This is a genomic window from Geodermatophilus sp. SYSU D00710 (assembly GCF_054050195.1).
In genome coordinates, this window is sequence record NZ_JBJGYX010000022.1 from 29,375 (window position 1) to 47,933 (window position 18,559).

An 18,559-nucleotide genomic window follows, 5' to 3' on the forward strand; every position below is an offset into this window, starting at 1 on the left:
GAGGGTACGCGCCGCCCCTCCCGCCCGGGCACGTCCCGCCTCGTGTGAGAATGGTTCTCATGACCAGGACCGCGGTGCGAGTCGCCGCCGCTGCCGCGACCGCTCTCCTGCTCGCCGCCTGCGGCTCCTCCGACGGTGACGAGGCCGCCGCCGCCGAGGACGGCGTCCGGGTGCAGGCCGCCTTCTACCCCCTGCAGTGGGCGGCCGAGCGGGTCGGCGGCGACCGGGTGGGCGTCGCCTCGCTCACGCCGCCCGGCGCCGAGCCGCACGACCTGGAGCTCACCCCGCAGGACGTCGCCGCGCTGACCGAGGCCGACCTGGTCGTCTACCTGGAGGGCTTCCAGCCCGCGCTCGACGACGCGGTCACCGAGGCCGGCGACGCCGCCTGGGACGCCGGGCAGGCCGCCGACCTCTCGCTGACGACCGAGGCGCACGAGCACGAGGGCGAGAGCGAGGAGGAGCACGCCGAGCACGCCGACGAGGAGCACGCCGAGGGCGAGGAGGTCACCGACCCGCACTTCTGGCTCGACCCCACCCGCCTGGCCGACGTCGGCGACGCGCTGGCCGACCGGCTCGCCGAGGTCGACCCCGCCGGCGCGGACACCTACCGCGCGAACGCCGAGGCCCTGCGCGGCGACCTCGAGGCCCTCGACGCCGAGATGCAGGAGGGGCTCGCCGACTGCGCGGTCACCACGCTGGTCACCGGCCACGACGCCTTCGGCTACCTCGCCGACCGCTACGGCCTGGAGGTGGTCGGCGTCAGCGGGCTGAGCCCCTCGGCCGAGCCCACCCCCGAGCAGCTGGCCGAGATCTCTACGCTGGTCCGGGAGCGCGGCGTGACGACCGTCTACACCGAGACCCTCGCCGACCCCGCCGTCGCCGAGACCGTCGCCGAGGAGGCCGGTGTGCAGACCGCCGTCCTCGACCCGATCGAGGGCCTGACCGACGAGTCGGCCGGCGACGACTACCTCGAGGTCATGCGGGCCGACCTGGCCACGCTGCAGGAGGGGCAGGGCTGCGCGTGACCGACCTCGCGCTCCGGCTGACCGGCGCCACCATCGGCTACGGCGACGTCGCGATCGTCCGCGACGCCGACCTGACGGTGCGGCGCGGTGAGGCGGTCGCGGTGCTCGGCTCCAACGGCTCGGGCAAGACGACGCTCTCCCGCGGCCTGCTCGGCCTGGCCACCGTCCTCGGCGGCACCGTCGAGGTGCTCGGCGCCCCGGTCGGCCGCCAGCGCGAGCACGGCCGCATCGGCTACGTCCCCCAGCGGCACACCGTCAGCGGCGCGATGCCGGCCACCGTGCGGGAGGTGGTGGGCGTGGGCCGGTTGCCCCGGCTGGGCCTGTTCCGGCGGCCCGGCCCGCGCGACCGGGCTGCGGTCGCCGAGGCGGTCGACGCCGTGGGCCTCGCCGACCGGCTCGAGAACCCGGTGGCCGCGCTGTCGGGCGGTCAGCAGCGGCGGGTGCTCATGGCCCGCGCGCTGGCCGCCGAGCCGGAGCTGCTGGTCATGGACGAGCCCACCGCCGGGGTCGACGCGGCCAGCCAGGCCGCGCTGGCCGCCGTGCTGGCGCGGGTGTCGGCGGCGGGCACGACCCTGCTCGTCGTGACCCACGAGACCGGGCCGCTGTCAGGCGTGCTCACCCGCGCGGTCGTCGTCGACTCCGGGCGCCTCACCCACGACGGCCCGCTCGCCGCCGTCGGCCCGGTGGCCGGCGTCGACTGCCACCACCCCGACGAGGCCGCCGCCCCGCCGGTGCGGGGGTACCGGCTGGACCAGCCGCGACCGGCGCCCGACGCGGTCCGCGTGCGCGACGGGAGCCGCTGACGTGGAGCTGCTCGAGTACGGGTTCATGCAGCGGGCGCTGCTGGCCTCGCTGATGGTCGGCCTGGCCGCACCCGCGGTCGGCGTCTTCCTGGTGCAGCGGCGGCTGTCGCTGCTCGGTGACGGGCTGGGGCACGTCGCGCTCACCGGCGTCGCCGTCGGCGTGCTCACCTCCACCGCGCCGGTGGGGACGGCGCTGGTCGCCGCCGTGCTCGGCGCGGTGCTCATCGAGCTCGTCCGCGCCCGCGGCCGCACCAGTGGCGACGTCGCGCTCGCGGTCCTGTTCTACGGCGGCATCGCCGGCGGCGTCGTGCTGCTCTCGCTGGCCCCGCGCGGGCAGGCGACCAACCTCGACGCCTACCTCTTCGGCGCCATCACCACGACGACCGGCGCCGACGTCGCCGTCTTCGCGGTCATCACCGTGGTGGTGCTGGCCGTCGTGTGGCTGCTCGGGCAGCGGCTGTACGCGGTGAGCGACGACGAGGAGTACGCCCGCGCCGTCGGCCTGCCGGTGCTGGCGCTCAACGTCGTCCTCGCCGTGCTGGTCGCCTCGACGGTCGTGCTCTCGATGCGGGTGGTCGGCCTGCTGCTGATCAGCGCGCTGATGATCCTGCCCAGCGCCATCGCCCAGCTCGTCGGGCGCAGCTTCCGCAGCACCCTGTACCTGGCCTGCGCGATCGGCGTCGTCGTCAGCGTCTCGGGCACCGCCGGCTCCTACTACACCGGCACCCCCTCGGGCGGCACGATCGTGCTGCTGGCCATCGCGCTGTTCCTCGTGGTCACCGCCGGGGCCGCGCTGCGCGAGGCGACGGCGCGGCGGCGGCACGTCCGCCGGGTCGAGGTGCACGCCGCCCACCCCCACGAGCACGGCGAGGGCTGTGGCCACCGGGCGGTGCCGCACGGCGACCACCTCGACTACGACCACGACGGGCACCTGCACGCGCCGCACCGGACCGGAACCGGGACGCACTACGACGAGCACAGCGGCCACGACCACGCTGCGGCGACGCCGCCGGTGGGGACGGAGCGGCCGTGAGCGCCCCCGAGGTCCCGGTCCGCCGGCAGACGCGGCAGCGGACGGCGGTGCTGGCGCTGCTCGACGAGCTCGACGGCTTCCGCACCGCGCAGGACCTGCACGCCCTGCTCCGCGAGCGCGGCGACGCCGTCGGCCTGGCCACCGTCTACCGCGCGCTGCAGGCGCTGGTCGACGACGGCCTGGTCGACGTGCTGCGCGGCGAGGACGGCGAGGCGGCGTACCGGCGGTGCTCGCCGGTGCACCACCACCACCTGGTGTGCCGGTCCTGCGGGCTCACCGTGGAGGTCGCCGACCCGCCGGTGGAGCGCTGGGCCGCACGGGTGGCCGCCGAGCACGGCTTCGCCGACGTGCAGCACCAGCTGGAGGTGTTCGGCACCTGCGGCCGCTGCACCCCCGCTCAGCGGTAGGGGTCGGTCACCTCGCGCAGCCGGACGAGGGCCGCGCGCAACTGGGCCGTCGTCTCCTCCCCCAGGTACGCGGTCCACTCGGCCTCGACCTCGGCCTCGACCCGGCGGGCGAGCGCCACCAGCTCCTGACCCCGCTCGGCGATCTGCACCAGCCGGGCGCGGGCGTCGGTGGGGTCGGGCACGCGGCGCACGTAGCCGGCCCGCTCGAGCTGGTCGACCAGGTGGCCAGCGGTCTGCTTGGTCACCAGCGCCTGCGCGGCGAGGTCGGTCAGCCGGGTGCCGGCGGGGCCGATCCGGGCGGCGATGCGGCCCTGGGCGAGGGTGATGTCGTCGTGCCCCTCGGCCGCCAGCGTCGCGAGCAGCCGCGCCTCCATCGCCCGGTGCGGGTAGAAGCACAGCAGGGCGAGGTTCTGGTGCTCCTGCTCCTCGTGGTCCCGGCGGTCCCCGTCCCGCCGGACCTCGTCGCGGACGCTCACGATCCCCCTTGACGGTAGTCAGATGTTCTGACTGAATAGTCAGACCATCTTACCAACACCGAGGGGGCCGTCGTGGACCTCGACGACGTGTGGCGCACCATCGACGCCCAGCGCTCGAGCCTGGCCGACCTGTTCGACGACCTGTCGCCGGCCGAGTGGGAGACCCCGTCCCTGTGCGACGCCTGGCGGGTGCGCGACGTCGCGGCGCACCTGACGCTGGCGCAGATGGGACTCCGGTACGCGATCGTCCCGGCGATCCGGGCGGGCGGCGGCTTCAACCGGATGATCCGCGACACGGCGCTGCGCGTCGGCCCGCTGCCCGACGACGAGTACGGCCGGCGGATCCGGGCGATGGTCGGCTCGCGGAGGCGGGCGCCGTTCATCTCCCCGATCGAGCCGCTCACCGACGTGCTCGTGCACGGGCAGGACGTCGCGATCCCGCTGGGTCGCGAGCGGCCCGTCCCGCCGGTCCCCGCGGCCGTGTCGGCCAGGCGGGCCTGGGACATGAGCTTCCCCTTCGGCGTGCGGAGGCGACTGGCCGGCCTGCAGCTGCGGGCCACCGACGGCGACCTCGTGCTGGGCGAGGGCGCACCGGTCGAGGGCACGACCGGCGACCTGCTGCTGCTGGTCACCGGACGCACCGCCACGCTGCACCGGCTCTCCGGCGAGGGCCTGCACCGGCTGCCGGCGGCGCAGGGCCGCCGGGAGGACTCGAGGAGGACGACATGACCCTGGGCGTGATCACGGACGTGTCCGCACCCGTGGAGGCCTACGACGCGGTGCACGCGGTGATGCTCCAGAAGACCGGCCCGGCCGTCGACGGCCTGCTGCTGCACCTGGCCCGGCCCACCGCGGGTGGTTTCCAGGTGATCGACGTGTGGGAGTCCCGGGAGGCCTACGAGCGCGGGATCCAGGAGATCGTCGGCCCGGCGTCCCTCGAGGCGCTCGGCGGCCAGACACCGCCGCCCAGGGTGGTCACCGAGTTCGAGGTCCGCGGCCTCGTGCTGCCGCGGGCCGGCGTCGCGGTCTGACGTCGCGCTCTCGTCGGAGAGGGGGACGAGGTGGTGTGGGCAGTGATCGAGGACGCGTCCGCACCGGTGGAGCAGCCGTACGACGTGGTGGAGCTCTACGACGCCGTGCACCGGCTGGTGCTGGAGCGCACCGGCGGGGTCGTCGACGGCCGGCTGGTCCAGCTGGCCTGGGCGACCGCCGACGGGTTGCGGGAGGTCGCGGTGTGGGAGTCCCGCGAGCAGTACGACCGCTACGGCCGCGAGGGCATCGGGCCGCTGGTCGCAGAGGTCCTCGCGGGGCGGCCGTGGCCGACCGTGGTGGTCACCCCGTTCGACGTCCGCGGCCTGGTGGTCCCGGCCGGCGTGGCGGCCCGCTGAGGCCCGGTGTCAGTTGAGGGCGCGGGTGCCGGGCGGCAGGACGCCGCCGCCGACCATGTCGACGACGGCGTCCTGCAGCGCGGTCAGCGCGACCCGCTGGGTGAACGGACCGGTGGAGACGCGGGCGACGCCGAGCTCCTGCATCTCGCGGGCCGGGAGCGACGCGCCGGGGACGCTGATGAGCGACAGCCTGTTCCGTCCCAGGCCCTCGACGACCTCGGCGATCTCGTCGCGGTCGACCAGCCGCGGCACGAAGACCACCGGGGCGCCGGCCTCGAGGAACGCCTGCCCGCGGCGGATCGCCTCGGCGACGAGCTCGCCGCGGTCGGCGTCCCGCGGGGCGCGGACGAAGGCGTCGGTGCGCGCGTTGAGCACGAAGTCGATGCCGGCGTCGCGCCCGGCCCGCAGCACGGCCTCGACGGCGGCCACGGCCTCGTCGAGCGGCTTCATCTGGTCCTCGAGGTTGCCCCCGACGGCGCCGGCCGCGATGGCCCGCCGCGCCGTCTCGCCGGCGTCGCCGTAGCCGGCCTCCATGTCCATGCTCACCGGCAGGTCCACGGCGGCGGCGATCCGGCCGACCATGTCCAGGTGCAGGTCGAGCGGGATGTTCTCGCCGTCCTCGTAGCCGAAGGTGGCGGCGATGCCGTGGCTGGCGGTGGCCAGCGCCCGCACGCCGTCGGTGGCGGCCACCACCTGCGCCGAGACGACGTCCCACACGTTGGTGAGGACCAGGATCTCGGGGGCGGTGTGCAGGTCGAGCAGGGTCCGGGCGCGGGTCGCGAGGTCGGTCACGGCTCCCGACCGTACGGCCGGCGTCTAGCGGGACCGCAGCGCGCGCAGGGCGTTCTTGCGGGGCTCGCCGGTGAGCCGGTCGAGGAAGACCTTCCCGTCGAGGTGGTCGACCTCGTGCTGCAGGCAGCGCGCCATCAGGCCCGAGCCCGACAGCCGCAGCGGCTCGCCGTGCACGTCGAAGCCCTCGACGACGGCGTGCATCGCCCGCACGGTCGGCGCCCAGATGCCGGGGATGGACAGGCACCCCTCGTCGCCGTCCTGGGTCTCCTCGGACAGCTCCACGATCCGCGGGTTGACCAGGTGGCCGATCTCGCCGTCGACGTTGTAGCTGAACACCCGGGCGCTCACCCCGATCTGCGGGGCGGCCAGCCCGGCGCGGCCGGGGTGGTCGACGGTCTCCACGAGGTCGCGCACCAGGGCGGCGAGCTCCTTGTCGAAGGCCCGCACCTCGTCGGCGGGCGTGCGGAGCACGGGGTCACCGAGCTCGCGGATGGGGCGGATCGTCACCCGGGCAGTCTCCCAGCCGCCCGCGGGCGCCCGACCAGCACCATCTCGTCGCGGTGCACGACCTCGCGCCGGTACTCCGGGTCGAGGTCGGGGGTGCGCCGGCCGAGCAGCCCGGGCAGCTCGCGGGCGTCGTAGGCGACCAGCCCGCGGGCGACGACGGCGCCGTCGGGCCCGACCAGCTCGACCGGGTCGTCGGCCAGGAAGTCGCCGTCCACGCCGGTGATGCCGGCGGCCAGCAGCGACGCCGACCGCTCGCGGACCGCGCGCACCGCGCCCTCGTCGAGCAGCAGCCGCCCGCGCGGCCGGCTGGCGTAGCGCAGCCAGAACTGCCGGCCCGAGGGACGGCGGCCGGTCGGCGCGAACAGCGTGCCCACCCGCTCCCCCGCCAGGGCCGCGGCCGCCTGCTGCGTCGAGGTGACGACGACGGGCACGCCGGCGCCCGAGGCGATGAACGCCGCCTCGACCTTGGTCGCCATGCCGCCGGTGCCCACCCCGTTGCGCCGGGCGGTGCCGAGCGTGACCGCGGCGAGGTCGCCCGGGCCGCCGACCCGGTCGACCAGCCGCGCCGGGCCGGTGCGCGGGTCGCCGTCGTAGACGCCGTCGACGTCGGAGAGCAGGACCAGCGCGTCGGCGGCGGCCACGTGCGCCACCAGCGCCGCGAGCCGGTCGTTGTCGCCGAAGCGGATCTCCTCGGTGGCGACGGTGTCGTTCTCGTTGACGATCGGCAGGACGCCGAGGGTGAGCAGCCGCTCCACCGTCTGGCGGGCGTTGCGGTAGTGGCCGCGGCGGGTGAGGTCGTCGGCGGTGAGCAGCACCTGCCCGACGACGATGCCGTGCCGGTCGAAGGCGTCGGCGTAGGTCTGCACCAGGCGCAGCTGCCCCACGCTGGCGGCCGCCTGGGCGGTGGCGAGGTCGCGCGGCCGGCCCTCGACGCCGAGCGGCGCGAGGCCGGCGGCGATCGCGCCGGAGGACACCAGGACCACCTCCCGGCCCGACGCCCGCACGGCGGCGAGGACGTCGACCAGCGCGCTCAGCCGCGCGGGGTCCAGCCCGCCGGGCAGCGTGGTCAGCGACGAGGACCCGACCTTGACCACGACCCGGGCGGCGCCGGCGATCTCCGGGCGCACGGTCACGCGCCGTCCCCGGGCAGGTCGTCGTCGGGCAGGTCCTCGTCGGTCCAGGTCTCGGTGAGCTCGTAGGGCGTCCGGCGGGCCTTCTTGGCCGCCAGCCGCTCGGCGGCCCGCACGCGGTGCGGGGCGTCGATGCGGCTGTCGGTGCCCCGGCCGCCGAGGCCCGCGGTCTCCTCGGCGAGCGGGGTGCCGGCGGGCAGGCTGGGCTGGAAGTCGAAGGCGACGTCGCCGATGACGACCGTGTCGCCCTCCTGCGCGCCGAGCCGGGCCAGCTCGTCCTCCACGCCGAGGCGGTTGAGCCGGTCGGCGAGGAAGCCGACGGCCTCGTCGTTGGTGAAGTCGGTCTGCCGCACCCACCGCTCGGGCTTGACGCCGCGGACGACGAACGTGGTCGCGTCGTCGGGGTCGGGGGTGACGGTGAACCCGGAGTCGTCGACCGCGCGCGGCACGACGGTCACCCGGGCGGGCTCGGGCGCCGGCAGCGTGGCCCGGTGCCGCTCGACGGCGGCGGCCAGCGCGTAGCCGAGCTCGGGCAGCCCCTCGCCGGTGGCGGCGCTGACGGGGAACACCTGCAGCCCGCGGGCCTCCAGCGCCGGGCGGACCAGGTCGACGAGCTCCCGCCCGTCGGGCACGTCGATCTTGTTGAGGACGGCGAACCGCAGCCGGCCGACGAGATCCTCGCGGTACTGCGCCAGCTCGTGCTGGAGCGCGTCGATGTCGCTCTCCGGGTCGCGGCCGGGCTCCAGGGTGGCCATGTCGACCACGTGCACCAGCACCGCGCAGCGCTCGACGTGCCGGAGGAACTCCAGGCCCAGCCCGCGGCCCTCGGACGCGCCGGGGATGAGCCCGGGGACGTCGGCCATCGTGAACACGGTGTCGCCGGCCCGGACCACGCCGAGGTTGGGCACCAGCGTGGTGAACGGGTAGTCGGCGATCTTCGGCCGGGCCGCGGACATCGCCGCGATCAGCGAGGACTTGCCCGCCGAGGGGAACCCGACCAGGCCGACGTCGGCGATGCTCTTGAGCTCGAGGACGGCGTCGAGGGCCTCCCCGGGCTCGCCGAGCAGCGCGAAGCCCGGCGCCTTGCGGCGGGGGTTGGCCAGGGCGGCGTTGCCCAGGCCGCCCTTCCCGCCCTGGGCGAGCACGACCCGGGTGCCGGCGCCGACGAGGTCGGCGATCACCTCGCCGTCGGGGGTGCTGACGACGGTGCCCTCCGGGACCCGCAGCACCCGGTCCTCGCCGTTGGCGCCGTTGCGGTGGCTGCCGGCGCCGGGGCGGCCGTTGCCGGCCTTCTGGTGCGGGCGGTGGTGGAAGTCCAGGAGGGTGTGGACGTTGGGGTCCACCTCGAGGACGACGTCCCCGCCGTTGCCGCCGTTGCCGCCGTCGGGGCCGCCGAGCGGCTTGTACTTCTCGCGGTGCACGGACGCGACGCCGTGACCGCCGTTGCCCGCGGTGACGTGCACGACGACGCGGTCGACGAACGCGGCCATGTCTGCTCTACCTGCTCACTGCCTCGGGAACGCCACGAGCGCACGGGCCGGCCGGCCCGTGCGCTCGTAGGTGACGTACTGGAACGGCCCCCTCGCAGGGGCCCGCGCCGAGCCTGCGAGGCGCGGGGGGCGAGGGGGTCCTCAGACCGTCGTGATCGAGACGGTCTTGCGGCCGCGGCTGGTGCCGAAGGTGACCGCACCGGGCTGCAGCGCGAACAGCGTGTCGTCGCCGCCACGGCCGACGCCCAGGCCCGGGTGGAAGTGGGTGCCGCGCTGGCGCACGATGATCTCGCCGGCCTTGACGACCTGGCCGCCGAAGCGCTTCACGCCGAGGCGCTGGGCGTTCGAGTCGCGGCCGTTGCGGGAGGACGAGGCGCCCTTCTTGTGTGCCATGTCGTCGTCAGCCCTTCGTGATGTCGCGGATGACCACGTCGGTCAGCGGCTGACGGTGGCCCTGACGCTTGTGGTAGCCCGTCTTGTTCTTGAACTTGTGGATGCGGATCTTCGGGCCCTTGCCGTGGCCGACGATCTCGCCGGTCACGGTCACGCCGGCCAGCGCCTGCGCGTCACTGGTGACGGTCTCGCCGTCGACCAGGAGCAGGGCCGGGAGGGTGACGGTGTCGCCCGCCTCACCCGCGAGACGGTTGACCGTGAACCGGTCGCCCACGGCCACCTTGTGCTGCCGGCCACCGGCCTTCACGACTGCGTACACCACTGAACTCCTCGATCGCTGCTGTCAGTCCCGCGAATCGTCCCCGAGCGCACCCCGGCGCGGGCGCCGGGTGCTGGACGGGCCGCACCGCCTCCTCGACCCCGGGGCGGAGCCCGGTCGGGGCGGTGCAACCCGACCAGCGTACCCGAGCGGCCGCGCCGGGGTCGAACGCGGTCCCGGCCGCTCCAGGGGCTGCTAGCTCGCCGGCGGACCGGCCGGGCGGCTGGCGGCGCGGCGACGCCGCGGGCGCACGGCGCCGGCGACCGCACCGGCACCGTTGCCGGCGGGCCCGCCGTCGGCGGGGTCCTCGTCGACCGGGCCGGGGTCGTCGACGCCGGCGCCCGGGGGGAGCGCCTCGTCGTCGTCCCCGGGGACGGGACCGGCGGCCGGCTCGTCGGCGACCGGCTCGTCGGCGACCGGCTGGGTCACCTCTCCGCCGGGCACCTCGGCGCCGATCTGCACCGTCACCTCGACCTCGGGGGCCTCGGCGGCCACCACGGCCGGCTCGGTGACGGGCGCCTCGGCGGCGTCGGCCCCGGCCGGTGCGTCGTCGGCGGGCTCGGCGGTGGTGTCCTCCGCGGCCGGGTCGGCACCGGAGGCGACGGCGAGCACGGCGGCGTCCTCGGCGGCCCGCTCCTCCCCCGACTGCCCGCGGTTGCGCCGGCCGCGGTTGCGCCGGCCGCCGGAGCGCTGCCCGTCACCGGGGGTCGCGTCGGCGTCGGGGCCGGACGACTCGGTCGCGGCGACCTCGACCGGCTCGCGCTCGGCCTCCTTGCGCTCGGCCTCCTGCTTGCGCTCGTCCCGGCGGCCCGCGTCCCGGCGGCCGCCGTTGCCGCCGCCGGAGCCGTTCCCGCCGGAGCTCCCGCGGCGCTTCTCGTCCACCGGGTCGGTGTGCACGAGGACGCCCCGGCCGCGGCAGTGCTCGCACGGCTCGGAGAACACCTCGAGCAGGCCCTGCCCGACCCGCTTGCGGGTCATCTGCACCAGGCCCAGCGAGGTCACCTCGGCCACCTGGTGCTTCGTGCGGTCGCGGCCCAGGCACTCGGTGAGCCGGCGCAGCACCAGGTCGCGGTTGCTCTCGAGCACCATGTCGATGAAGTCGATGACGATGATGCCGCCGATGTCGCGCAGCCGGAGCTGGCGGACGATCTCCTCCGCCGCCTCCATGTTGTTGCGCGTGACGGTCTGCTCGAGGTTGCCGCCGGACCCGGTGAACTTGCCGGTGTTGACGTCGACGACGGTCATGGCCTCGGTGCGGTCGATGACCAGCGAGCCGCCCGAGGGCAGCCACACCTTGCGGTCCAGCGCCTTGGCCAGCTGCTCGTCGATGCGCAGGTCGCGGAAGACGTCGCCCTCGCCGGTGTGCCGGATCAGCCGGCCGGTGAGCTCCGGGGAGACGTGCGCGACGTAGGCCTCGACGGTGTCCCACGCGTCGTCGCCCTGGACGACGAGCTCGGTGAAGTCCTCGTTGAAGACGTCGCGGATGACCCGGATGGCGAGGTCGGGCTCGCCGTAGAGCAGCGAGGGGGCGTTGCTCGACGACGACGCCTTGGTCTGGATGACCTCCCACTGCGCCTTGAGCCGGGCGACGTCGCGGGTGAGCTCCTCCTCCGAGGCGCCCTCCGCGGCGGTCCGGATGATGACGCCGGCGTCCTCCGGGACGATCGTGCGCAGGATGTCCTTGAGCCGCTGCCGCTCGGTGTCGGGCAGCTTGCGGCTGATCCCGGTCATCGAGCCGCCGGGCACGTAGACCAGGAACCGGCCGGGCAGGTTGACCTGCTGGGTGAGCCGGGCGCCCTTGTGGCCGATCGGGTCCTTGGTGACCTGGACGAGGACCTTGTCGCCGGACTTGAGCGCCTGCTCGATCGAGCGCTGCTTGCCGGTGAGGCCGGCGGCCTCCCAGTTGACCTCGCCGGCGTAGAGGACGGCGTTGCGGCCCTTGCCGATGTCGATGAACGCCGCCTCCATGCTGGGCAGCACGTTCTGCACCCGGCCGAGGTAGACGTTGCCGGCGAAGGACGTCGCCTGCGCCTGGGTGACGTAGTGCTCGACCAGGACGCCGTCCTCGAGGACCGCGATCTGGGTGCGCTCACCGCGCTGGCGGATGACCATCCGGCGCTCCACCGACTCGCGGCGGGCGAGGAACTCGGCCTCGGTGAGGATCGGCGCGCGGCGGCGCCCGGTGTCGCGGCCCTCCCGGCGGCGCTGGCGCTTGGCCTCCAGCCGGGTGGAGCCGGTGACGCCCCGGACGTCGTCGTCGCTGGTCGCGCGGCCGTTGCGGCCGGCCCGCTCCGGGCGGTCGTCGTCGTCCTCGGCGCCGGACTCGGCGGCGGCCTCACCGCCACGGCGGCGGCGACGGCGCCGGCGGCGGGTGCCCGACCCGGCCTCGGCGTCGGCGCTCTCGTCCTCGGCGTCGGCGTCGGCGCCGTCCTCGCCCTCGGTGTCGGCGTCCTCGGTCGCGTCGGCGTCCTCGTCGTCGGCGTCCTCGTCGGAGGCCCGGTCGCCGGACTCCTCGTCGGCCTCGTCGCCGGTGCGGCCCCGGCCGCGGCCCCGGCGGCCGCGGCGGCGACGCCGGCTGCCGCCGGCCTCGTCGCGGTCGGCGTCGTCGCGGTCGGTCTCCTCGGCGTCGGTCTCGGTGTCGTCGACGGCGTCCTCGGCGACCGCGTCCTCGGCGGCGACGGTCTCGTCGGCCGGGCCCTCGGCGTCCGCGGACCCGCCGCGGCGGCGGGACCGACCGCGGCGCGAGCGGGGCGCGGGCGCCTGCTCCCCGTCCTCCGCCGGCGGGCCGGCGTCCTCGACCTCGGGGGACTCGGGCAGCGGCCGGCGGCTGCGCCGGCGGGGTGCGGGCGCGACCTCGGCCTCGGGGGGCGCCACGAAGCTCACGAACGCCGGGGCCACCGGCGCGACCGGCAGCGGGGGTGGGGCAGCCACGGGGTCGGCCGACCCGGCGGGGCGGGTGGCCCGGCGGCGGGGCCGGGCGATCACGGCGGTGGGCTCGGGTGAGCTGAACTGCGCGCCGAACGGCGCCGGCAGCGTCTCCTCGGGCTCCTCCTCGGCCTCGGGTCCGGCGGGGGCCTCGGGCTCGGGCTCGGGCTCGGCGGGAGCCTCGGCCTGCTCGTCCGCATCGGGGAGCGGCTCGCCGTTCGCCGCCTCTCCGGTGAGCACCTCCGCGACGGCGGCGGAGTCGCCGGCGGGGGTGTCCGGGCCGGGGGCGCCGTCGGTGGCGGTCGGGTCGCTGGTGGTGTCGCTGGTGGTGTCGTTGTCCTGGTCGGCCACGAGGGCTCGCCTCCTGTGTGGTGCTCCCGGGCGCCGGTCCCCTCGGGGACAGGCGGCCGCGCAGGAGCACGGGTTGGGCGGGCCGGGCGGCCGCTCGGGGTACGGCGGCGCGCTCGGCTCGCGAAGTCTGTGGTCGGTCCCGGTCGGCGGTGGCCGCGGCCGGAGCCGGACTGCAGGTGGTGCGGACTGCAGGTGGTGCGGTGGTGCCGGTGGTCTGGGGTGGTGCCGGGCGGGGCGCGTCACGTCTGGCAGCCGTGCCGCTCGACGGCGCGGTGGCGCCCGGGGTCGCCGGTCAGACCGCGGCGTGCTCCCCCTGGCAGCGGGTGCGCGCCGCTCGGTCGGGACCGAGCGGATCGGCCACGGTCCCGCTGTCGTCGAGCCGGCCCTGCGCCTCACGCACGGCCCGTGGGGGCGACGGCGGGCGCAGGTCGGCGACGGCAGCGAGAGCGGCCACCACGTCGTCGGGTCGAACGGCGGGCGTCACCTGCCGGACGACCATGTGCAGTATGGCACGTCCTGCCGCACCGCCCGCGGACGCCGAGGCCACGGGACCCCGCGCATCGACGTCCCGCAGGCCGTTCTTGGTGCGCTTGGCCACCGTGACCTCGTCCCGCGCGAGGAACGCGGCGAGCGCCGCGGACAGCTCGGCGGGCTCGATCCCGGGCAGCTCGACGCTCCACCGGGCGGCGTCGATCCGGTCGGCCAGCGACCCGCCGCCCTCGGCGGCCTCGACGCACTCGAGGACGTCGATGCCCGGCGGCAGCGAGTCGTCGAGGGCGGCCCGGACCTGCTCGGGGTCACGCCGCTCGGCCAGGCCGATCTCCAGGTACTCCGCCTCGCTGGCCGCCCCGGTCGGCGCCGCCCCGACGTAGCTGATCTTCGGGTGCGGGGTGAAGCCGGCGGAGTACGCCATGGGCACCCGCGCCCGGCGCAGCGCCCGCTCCAGCGCGCGGGCGAGGTCGCGGTGGGAGGCGAAGCGCAGCGGACCGCGCTTGGCGTAGCGCAGCCGCAGCCGCTGCACGGTCGGCGGCGGAGGCGGGCCCTCCGGGGAGCGGGCCACCGGTCAGCGCCCGACGACGGTGAGCGGCAGCAGGCTGCGCCCGGTGGGGCCGATCTGGATCTCGGTGCCCATGGTCGGGCACACGCCGCAGTCGTAGCAGGGGGTCCACCGGCAGTCGGCGACCTCCTCCTCGGCCAGCGCCTCCTGCCAGTCGTCCCAGAGCCACTCCTTGTCCAGCCCGGAGTCCAGGTGGTCCCAGGGCAGCACCTCGTGCTGCGTGCGCTCGCGGGTGGTGAACCAGTCGAGGTCGACGCCGAGGGCGCCGAGCTCCTCGGCGGCCGCGGCGGTCCAGCGCTCGTAGGAGAAGTGCTCGCTCCAGCCGTCGAACCGGCCGCCGTCGCGCCACACCCGCTCGATGACCCGGCCCACGCGGCGGTCACCGCGGGACAGCAGCCCCTCGATGACGCCGGGCTTGCCGTCGTGGTAGCGCAGGCCGATCGAGCGGCCGATCCGGCGGTCGGCGTTGATGGCCTGCCGCAGCACCCTCAACCGGTGGTCGATGGTCTCCGCGCTGGCCTGGCCGGCCCACTGGAAGGGCGTGTGGGGCTTGGGCACGAAGCCGCCGATGGAGACGGTGCAGCGGATGTCCTTGCGGCCGCTGGCCTCCCGGCCGGCGCGGATGACCTCGACGGCGAGTTCGGCGATCTCGAGCACGTCCTCGTCGGTCTCCGTGGGGAGCCCGCACATGAAGTAGAGCTTCACCTGCTGCCAGCCGTTGGCGTAGGCGGTGGTGACCGTGCGGACCAGGTCCTCCTTGGACACGGTCTTGTTGATCACCCGGCGGATCCGCTCGCTGCCGCCCTCGGGCGCGAAGGTCAGCCCGGAGCGCCGGCCGTTGCGGGACAGCTCGTTGGCCAGCGTGACGTTGAAGGCGTCGACGCGGGTGCTGGGCAGGGACAGCCCGGTGTTCGTGCCCTCGTAGCGGTCGGCGAGCTCCTTGGCCACCTGGGCGATCTCGGAGTGGTCGGCGCTGGACAGCGAGAGCAGCCCCACCTCCTCGTAGCCGGTGGCGCGCAGGCCCTGGTCGACCATCGACCCGATACCGGTGATCGTCCGCTCGCGCACCGGACGGGTGATCATCCCGGCCTGGCAGAAGCGGCAGCCCCGCGTGCAGCCGCGGAAGATCTCCACGCTCATCCGCTCGTGCACGCTCTCGGCCAGCGGCACCAGCGGCGTCTTCGGGTAGGGCCACTCGTCGAGGTCCATCACGGTGCGCTTGCCGACCCGCGCCGGGACGTCGTCGCGGGTGCGGGTCACCGCCGCGATCGCGCCGTCGGGACCGTAGGAGACGGCGTAGAAGCGCGGGACGTAGACGCCGTCCACGCGGGCCAGCCGGGCCAGCAGCTCCTCGCGGCCGCCGGGGCGGCCCTGCTCCTTCCACGCCCTGACGACGTCGGTGATGTCTCCGACGGCCTGCTCGCCGTCGCCGAGGACCGCGCAGTCGACGAAGTCGGCGATCGGCTCGGGGTTGAAGGCGGCGTGCCCGCCGGCGACGACGACCGGGTGGGTCGCGTCGCGGTCGGCTGCGTGCAGCGGGATCCCGGCGAGGTCCAGGGCCTCGAGCAGGTTGGTGTAGCCGAGCTCGGTCGCGAAGCTCACCCCGAGCACGTCGAAGTCGCGCACGGCGCGGTGGGCGTCGACGGTGAACTGGCCGACGCCGTGCTCGCGCATCAGCGCGGCGAGGTCGGGCCAGACGGCATAGGTGCGCTCGGCGAGGGCGTCGGGGCGCTCGTTGAGCACCTCGTAGAGGATCATGAGGCCCTGGTTGGGCAGCCCCACCTCGTAGGCGTCGGGGTACATCAGCGCCCAGTGGACGGCGACGTCGTCCCACGCCTTGACCTGCGCGTTCAGCTCACCGCCGACGTACTGGATCGGCTTCTGCACCTGGGCCAGCAGCGGCTCGAGACGGGGGTAGAGACTCTGTCCGGTCATGACCGGTCCAGGGTAGACGCGCCGTCCCCCGGCGCCGGACCGGTTCGCCGAGCTGCACCACTCCGTGACCGCACCTAAACTCCGAGTGACCGACGGGGGCGTTCGCGAGGGGGACCATGAGCCAGCCGGCCGGGGGCACCGGTGTGCTCCAGGACGCCGACGGCGTCCTCCCCACCCGACCTCGCGGCGGGTCCTGGCTGACCCTCCCCCCGGGGCGCGTGATGCCCGTCGAGCAGTGGGCCGCCCACCACGCGTTCGTCCTGCGCACGCTCGTCGTCCTGCTGGCCGCGGTGCCGGTGTACGCGCTGGTGCGCGGCGCCGGTCCGGTGTCGGCGGCCCTGCACACCGCTCCCCTGGCGGTGCTGGTCCTGCTCGCGGCGGCGCCGGCCCTGCGCCGCAGCACCCGGGCGGCCGCCGCGGCCCTCGCGCTCATGACCGCCGCCGCGCTGGCCGTGCAGCTGTCCTCCGGCGCCACCGAGGCGCACTTCCTCTTCTTCGCGCTGCTGCCGCTGGCCGCCCTCTACGCCGCCCGGGCGCCGTTCCTGCTCGCGATCGCCTTCGTCGGCGTGCACCACCTCGTGCTGGGCACCCTGGTACCGCACGCGGTGTTCGAGCACGACGTCGCGCCGCTGCCCATGGCCCTGCTGCACGCCGCCTTCGTGCTGGTGGAGAGCTGGGCGTGCCTGGTGGCCTGGCGGCGGTTCGACGACCGGCGCGAGGTCATCGAGGCGCTGGTCGCCGAGCGCACCACGGAGCTCGCCGCCCAGCGCGACGCGCTGGCCCGGCTGGCCGCCGTCGTGCAGACCACCGACGACGCGGTGGTCACCACCACCACCGACGGCACGATCACCAGCTGGAACCCCGGCGCCGAGCGGCTCTACGGCTGGTCCGCCCCCGAGATCGTCGGCCGGCACGTCTCGCTGCTGTCGGCCGGCCCGCCGCTGCCGGCGGACCTCACGCGGCTGCCTCCCGGCAGCCACGAGCGGCGGCACCGCCGGCGGGACGGCTCGGCCTTCGACGCGCTGGTCACCTTCTCGCTCATCCGGGACGACGACGGGCGGCCGACCGGCGTCGCGGGCATCGCGCGGGACATCACCGGGCGCAAGCGCAGCGAGGCCCAGGCGCACGCGGCGGCCCGCCAGCTCGAGCAGCAGGCCGGCGAGCTGGCCCGGCTGGCCCTGCACGACCCGCTCACCGGCCTGGCCAACCGCGCGCTGATGCAGGACCGCCTCGAGCACGCCCTCGCCGACCGCCGCGCCCGCCGGCACGCGGTGCTGCTGCTCGACCTCGACGACTTCAAGGCGGTCAACGACGACTGCGGGCACGAGGCCGGTGACGCGGTCCTGACCGCGGTCGCGCGGCGGCTGGAGTCCAGCGTGCGCCCGGCCGACACCGTCGCCCGCCTCGGCGGGGACGAGTTCGTCGTGCTGATGGAGGACGTCGAGGGCCGCCGCGACGTCGTCACCGTGGCCGAACGGCTGCTGCGGGCGCTGTGCGAGCCCGTGGCGTGGGGCGACGAGCGGTTCACCGTGGGCGGCAGCGTCGGCGTCACGCTCACCGACGCCAACGACCGCCGCGGCATGGACGACCTGCTGCGCGACGCCGACCTCGCGATGTACGTGGCCAAGTCCGGCGGCAAGAACCGGGTGCGGGTGTTCGAGCGCGGGATGCGCGAGGAGGTCGCCGCGCAGGACGAGCTGGTGCGCGACCTGCGCGCCGCCGTCGACGCCGGCGAGCTGCGGGTGCTCTACCAGCCACAGGTCGACCTGCGCACCGGCGCGGTCACCGGCGTCGAGGCGCTGGCCCGCTGGCAGTCGGGCAGCCGGGGGCTGGTCGAGCCGGCCGGCTTCATCCCGGTCGCGGAGGCCGCCGGGGTCATCGACGCCATCGACGACTGGGTCATCCGCGAGGCGTGCTGCCAGCTGCGGTCGTGGGACGCGGCGGGCCTGCCGGAGCTGCGCATGGCGGTCAACGTCTCCCCGCGCCGGCTGGCCACCGGTGACCTCGCCGTCTCGCTGGCCGGCGCCGCGCGCGCCGCCGGGGTCGACCCCGGCCGGCTGGAGATCGAGGTCCCCGAGGCGGTGGCGTCCGGGCCCGACACCGCGGCCGGCATCCGCGACGTGCACGCGCTGGGCGTGCACGTGGTGATCGACGACTTCGGCACCGGCTCGTCGTCGCTGGCCCGGCTGCGGGACCTGCCGCTGCACCGGCTGAAGATCGACCCGTCCTCGGTGGCGCGGCTGGCCGCCGGGGCGGCGGGCGGGTCGCTCGCCGACGCCGTCATCGCGCTGGGCAACAGCCTGGGCCTGGAGGTCGTCGCCGAGGGCGTCGAGCAGCCCGGTCAGCTCGCCGCGCTGCGCGCGCTGGGCTGCGGCGTGGCCCAGGGGCACCTGTTCGGCGCCCCGGTGCCGGCCGCGGCCGTGGAGCGGATGGTGCGCGCCGGCCGCCCGCTCATCGGCGCGGCCTGCTGAAGGACCCCCTCGCCCCCCACTACTCGCAGGCTCGTGGCGGGCCCCTACGAGGGGGCC

General features: G+C 75.9%; 18 protein-coding genes. 8 read left to right on the plus strand and 10 right to left on the minus strand.

The genetic code is table 11. The annotated features are described in order from the left end of the window. The first annotated feature begins 59 nt into the window (after positions 1-59). The 4 genes from ACI78U_RS12240 to ACI78U_RS12255 are packed head-to-tail and all read left to right on the plus strand — an operon-like array spanning position 60 to position 3,268. Entirely contained in the window at positions 60-1,025 is a 966-nt protein-coding gene (locus ACI78U_RS12240) for a metal ABC transporter substrate-binding protein (RefSeq protein ID WP_456875590.1), read from the plus strand. Then, positions 1,022-1,828, plus strand: coding sequence for a metal ABC transporter ATP-binding protein (locus tag ACI78U_RS12245; RefSeq protein WP_456875591.1), 807 nt, complete (start codon positions 1,022-1,024; stop codon positions 1,826-1,828). The genes ACI78U_RS12240 and ACI78U_RS12245 overlap by 4 nt, the downstream gene beginning before the upstream one ends. Position 1,829: 1 nt before the next feature. Beyond that, positions 1,830-2,861 carry a metal ABC transporter permease gene (locus ACI78U_RS12250; protein WP_456875592.1) on the plus strand — a complete coding sequence of 344 codons (1,032 nt, stop codon included), beginning with the start codon at positions 1,830-1,832 and terminating at the stop codon, positions 2,859-2,861. Beyond that, complete coding sequence (locus tag ACI78U_RS12255; protein WP_456875593.1) at positions 2,858-3,268, plus strand: Fur family transcriptional regulator; 411 nt, start codon at positions 2,858-2,860, stop codon at positions 3,266-3,268. Before ACI78U_RS12250 ends, ACI78U_RS12255 begins: the two co-directional genes overlap by 4 nt. On the opposite strand, the gene ACI78U_RS12260 is transcribed toward ACI78U_RS12255, so the two are convergent. Next, complete coding sequence (locus ACI78U_RS12260) at positions 3,259-3,744, minus strand: MarR family winged helix-turn-helix transcriptional regulator (protein ID WP_456875594.1); 486 nt, start codon at positions 3,742-3,744, stop codon at positions 3,259-3,261. The genes ACI78U_RS12255 and ACI78U_RS12260 overlap by 10 nt on opposite strands. 72 nt (positions 3,745-3,816) lie before the next feature. Here ACI78U_RS12260 and ACI78U_RS12265 point away from each other — a divergent pair, with 72 nt between their 5' ends. From ACI78U_RS12265 to ACI78U_RS12275, 3 genes are read left to right on the plus strand one after another with little or no spacing between them, the layout of a single operon-like run. Beyond that, positions 3,817-4,473: a maleylpyruvate isomerase family mycothiol-dependent enzyme gene (locus ACI78U_RS12265; RefSeq protein ID WP_456875595.1), complete on the plus strand. Its 657-nt coding sequence runs from the start codon at positions 3,817-3,819 to the stop codon at positions 4,471-4,473. Continuing rightward, the gene (locus tag ACI78U_RS12270) at positions 4,470-4,775 is read left to right on the plus strand and encodes a hypothetical protein (RefSeq protein ID WP_456875596.1); all 306 of its coding nucleotides are present in this window, start codon (positions 4,470-4,472) and stop codon (positions 4,773-4,775) included. Before ACI78U_RS12265 ends, ACI78U_RS12270 begins: the two co-directional genes overlap by 4 nt. A gap of 42 nt (positions 4,776-4,817) precedes the next feature. Then, complete coding sequence (locus ACI78U_RS12275; protein ID WP_456875597.1) at positions 4,818-5,132, plus strand: hypothetical protein; 315 nt, start codon at positions 4,818-4,820, stop codon at positions 5,130-5,132. A gap of 9 nt (positions 5,133-5,141) precedes the next feature. Here the strand turns inward: ACI78U_RS12275 and ACI78U_RS12280 are convergent, their stop codons facing one another. The 9 genes from ACI78U_RS12280 to ACI78U_RS12320 form a co-directional block, all read right to left on the minus strand. Next, positions 5,142-5,924, minus strand: coding sequence for an isocitrate lyase/PEP mutase family protein (locus ACI78U_RS12280; RefSeq protein ID WP_456875598.1), 783 nt, complete (start codon positions 5,922-5,924; stop codon positions 5,142-5,144). A gap of 24 nt (positions 5,925-5,948) precedes the next feature. Next, positions 5,949-6,431 carry a peptide deformylase gene (gene def / locus ACI78U_RS12285; RefSeq protein WP_456875599.1) on the minus strand — a complete coding sequence of 161 codons (483 nt, stop codon included), beginning with the start codon at positions 6,429-6,431 and terminating at the stop codon, positions 5,949-5,951. Continuing rightward, positions 6,428-7,564, minus strand: coding sequence for a glutamate 5-kinase (gene proB / locus ACI78U_RS12290; protein WP_456875600.1), 1,137 nt, complete (start codon positions 7,562-7,564; stop codon positions 6,428-6,430). The genes def and proB overlap by 4 nt, the downstream gene beginning before the upstream one ends. Beyond that, on the minus strand, positions 7,561-9,051 hold the full coding sequence (gene obgE / locus ACI78U_RS12295) for a GTPase ObgE (protein WP_456875601.1): 1,491 nt from the start codon (positions 9,049-9,051) through the stop codon (positions 7,561-7,563). Before obgE ends, proB begins: the two co-directional genes overlap by 4 nt. A 141-nt stretch (positions 9,052-9,192) precedes the next feature. Beyond that, positions 9,193-9,444 carry a 50S ribosomal protein L27 gene (rpmA, locus tag ACI78U_RS12300; RefSeq protein WP_456875602.1) on the minus strand — a complete coding sequence of 84 codons (252 nt, stop codon included), beginning with the start codon at positions 9,442-9,444 and terminating at the stop codon, positions 9,193-9,195. A gap of 7 nt (positions 9,445-9,451) precedes the next feature. Next, on the minus strand, positions 9,452-9,763 hold the full coding sequence (rplU, locus tag ACI78U_RS12305) for a 50S ribosomal protein L21 (RefSeq protein ID WP_456875603.1): 312 nt from the start codon (positions 9,761-9,763) through the stop codon (positions 9,452-9,454). A 195-nt stretch (positions 9,764-9,958) separates the two neighbouring features. After that, positions 9,959-13,039, minus strand: a complete 3,081-nt coding sequence (locus ACI78U_RS12310; RefSeq protein WP_456875604.1) for an Rne/Rng family ribonuclease — start codon at positions 13,037-13,039, stop codon at positions 9,959-9,961. A 292-nt stretch (positions 13,040-13,331) separates the two neighbouring features. Further along, positions 13,332-14,099: a TIGR03936 family radical SAM-associated protein gene (locus ACI78U_RS12315; RefSeq protein WP_456875605.1), complete on the minus strand. Its 768-nt coding sequence runs from the start codon at positions 14,097-14,099 to the stop codon at positions 13,332-13,334. Between the two features lie 3 nt (positions 14,100-14,102). Beyond that, positions 14,103-16,031 (minus strand): TIGR03960 family B12-binding radical SAM protein, encoded by a 1,929-nt coding sequence (locus ACI78U_RS12320; protein ID WP_456875606.1) that lies wholly within the window; start codon positions 16,029-16,031, stop codon positions 14,103-14,105. A 116-nt stretch (positions 16,032-16,147) separates the two neighbouring features. Here ACI78U_RS12320 and ACI78U_RS12325 point away from each other — a divergent pair, with 116 nt between their 5' ends. Next, a complete protein-coding gene (locus ACI78U_RS12325; RefSeq protein ID WP_456875607.1) occupies positions 16,148-18,502 on the plus strand; it encodes a putative bifunctional diguanylate cyclase/phosphodiesterase in 2,355 nt (784 codons plus the stop codon). Positions 18,503-18,559: the final 57 nt, after the last annotated feature.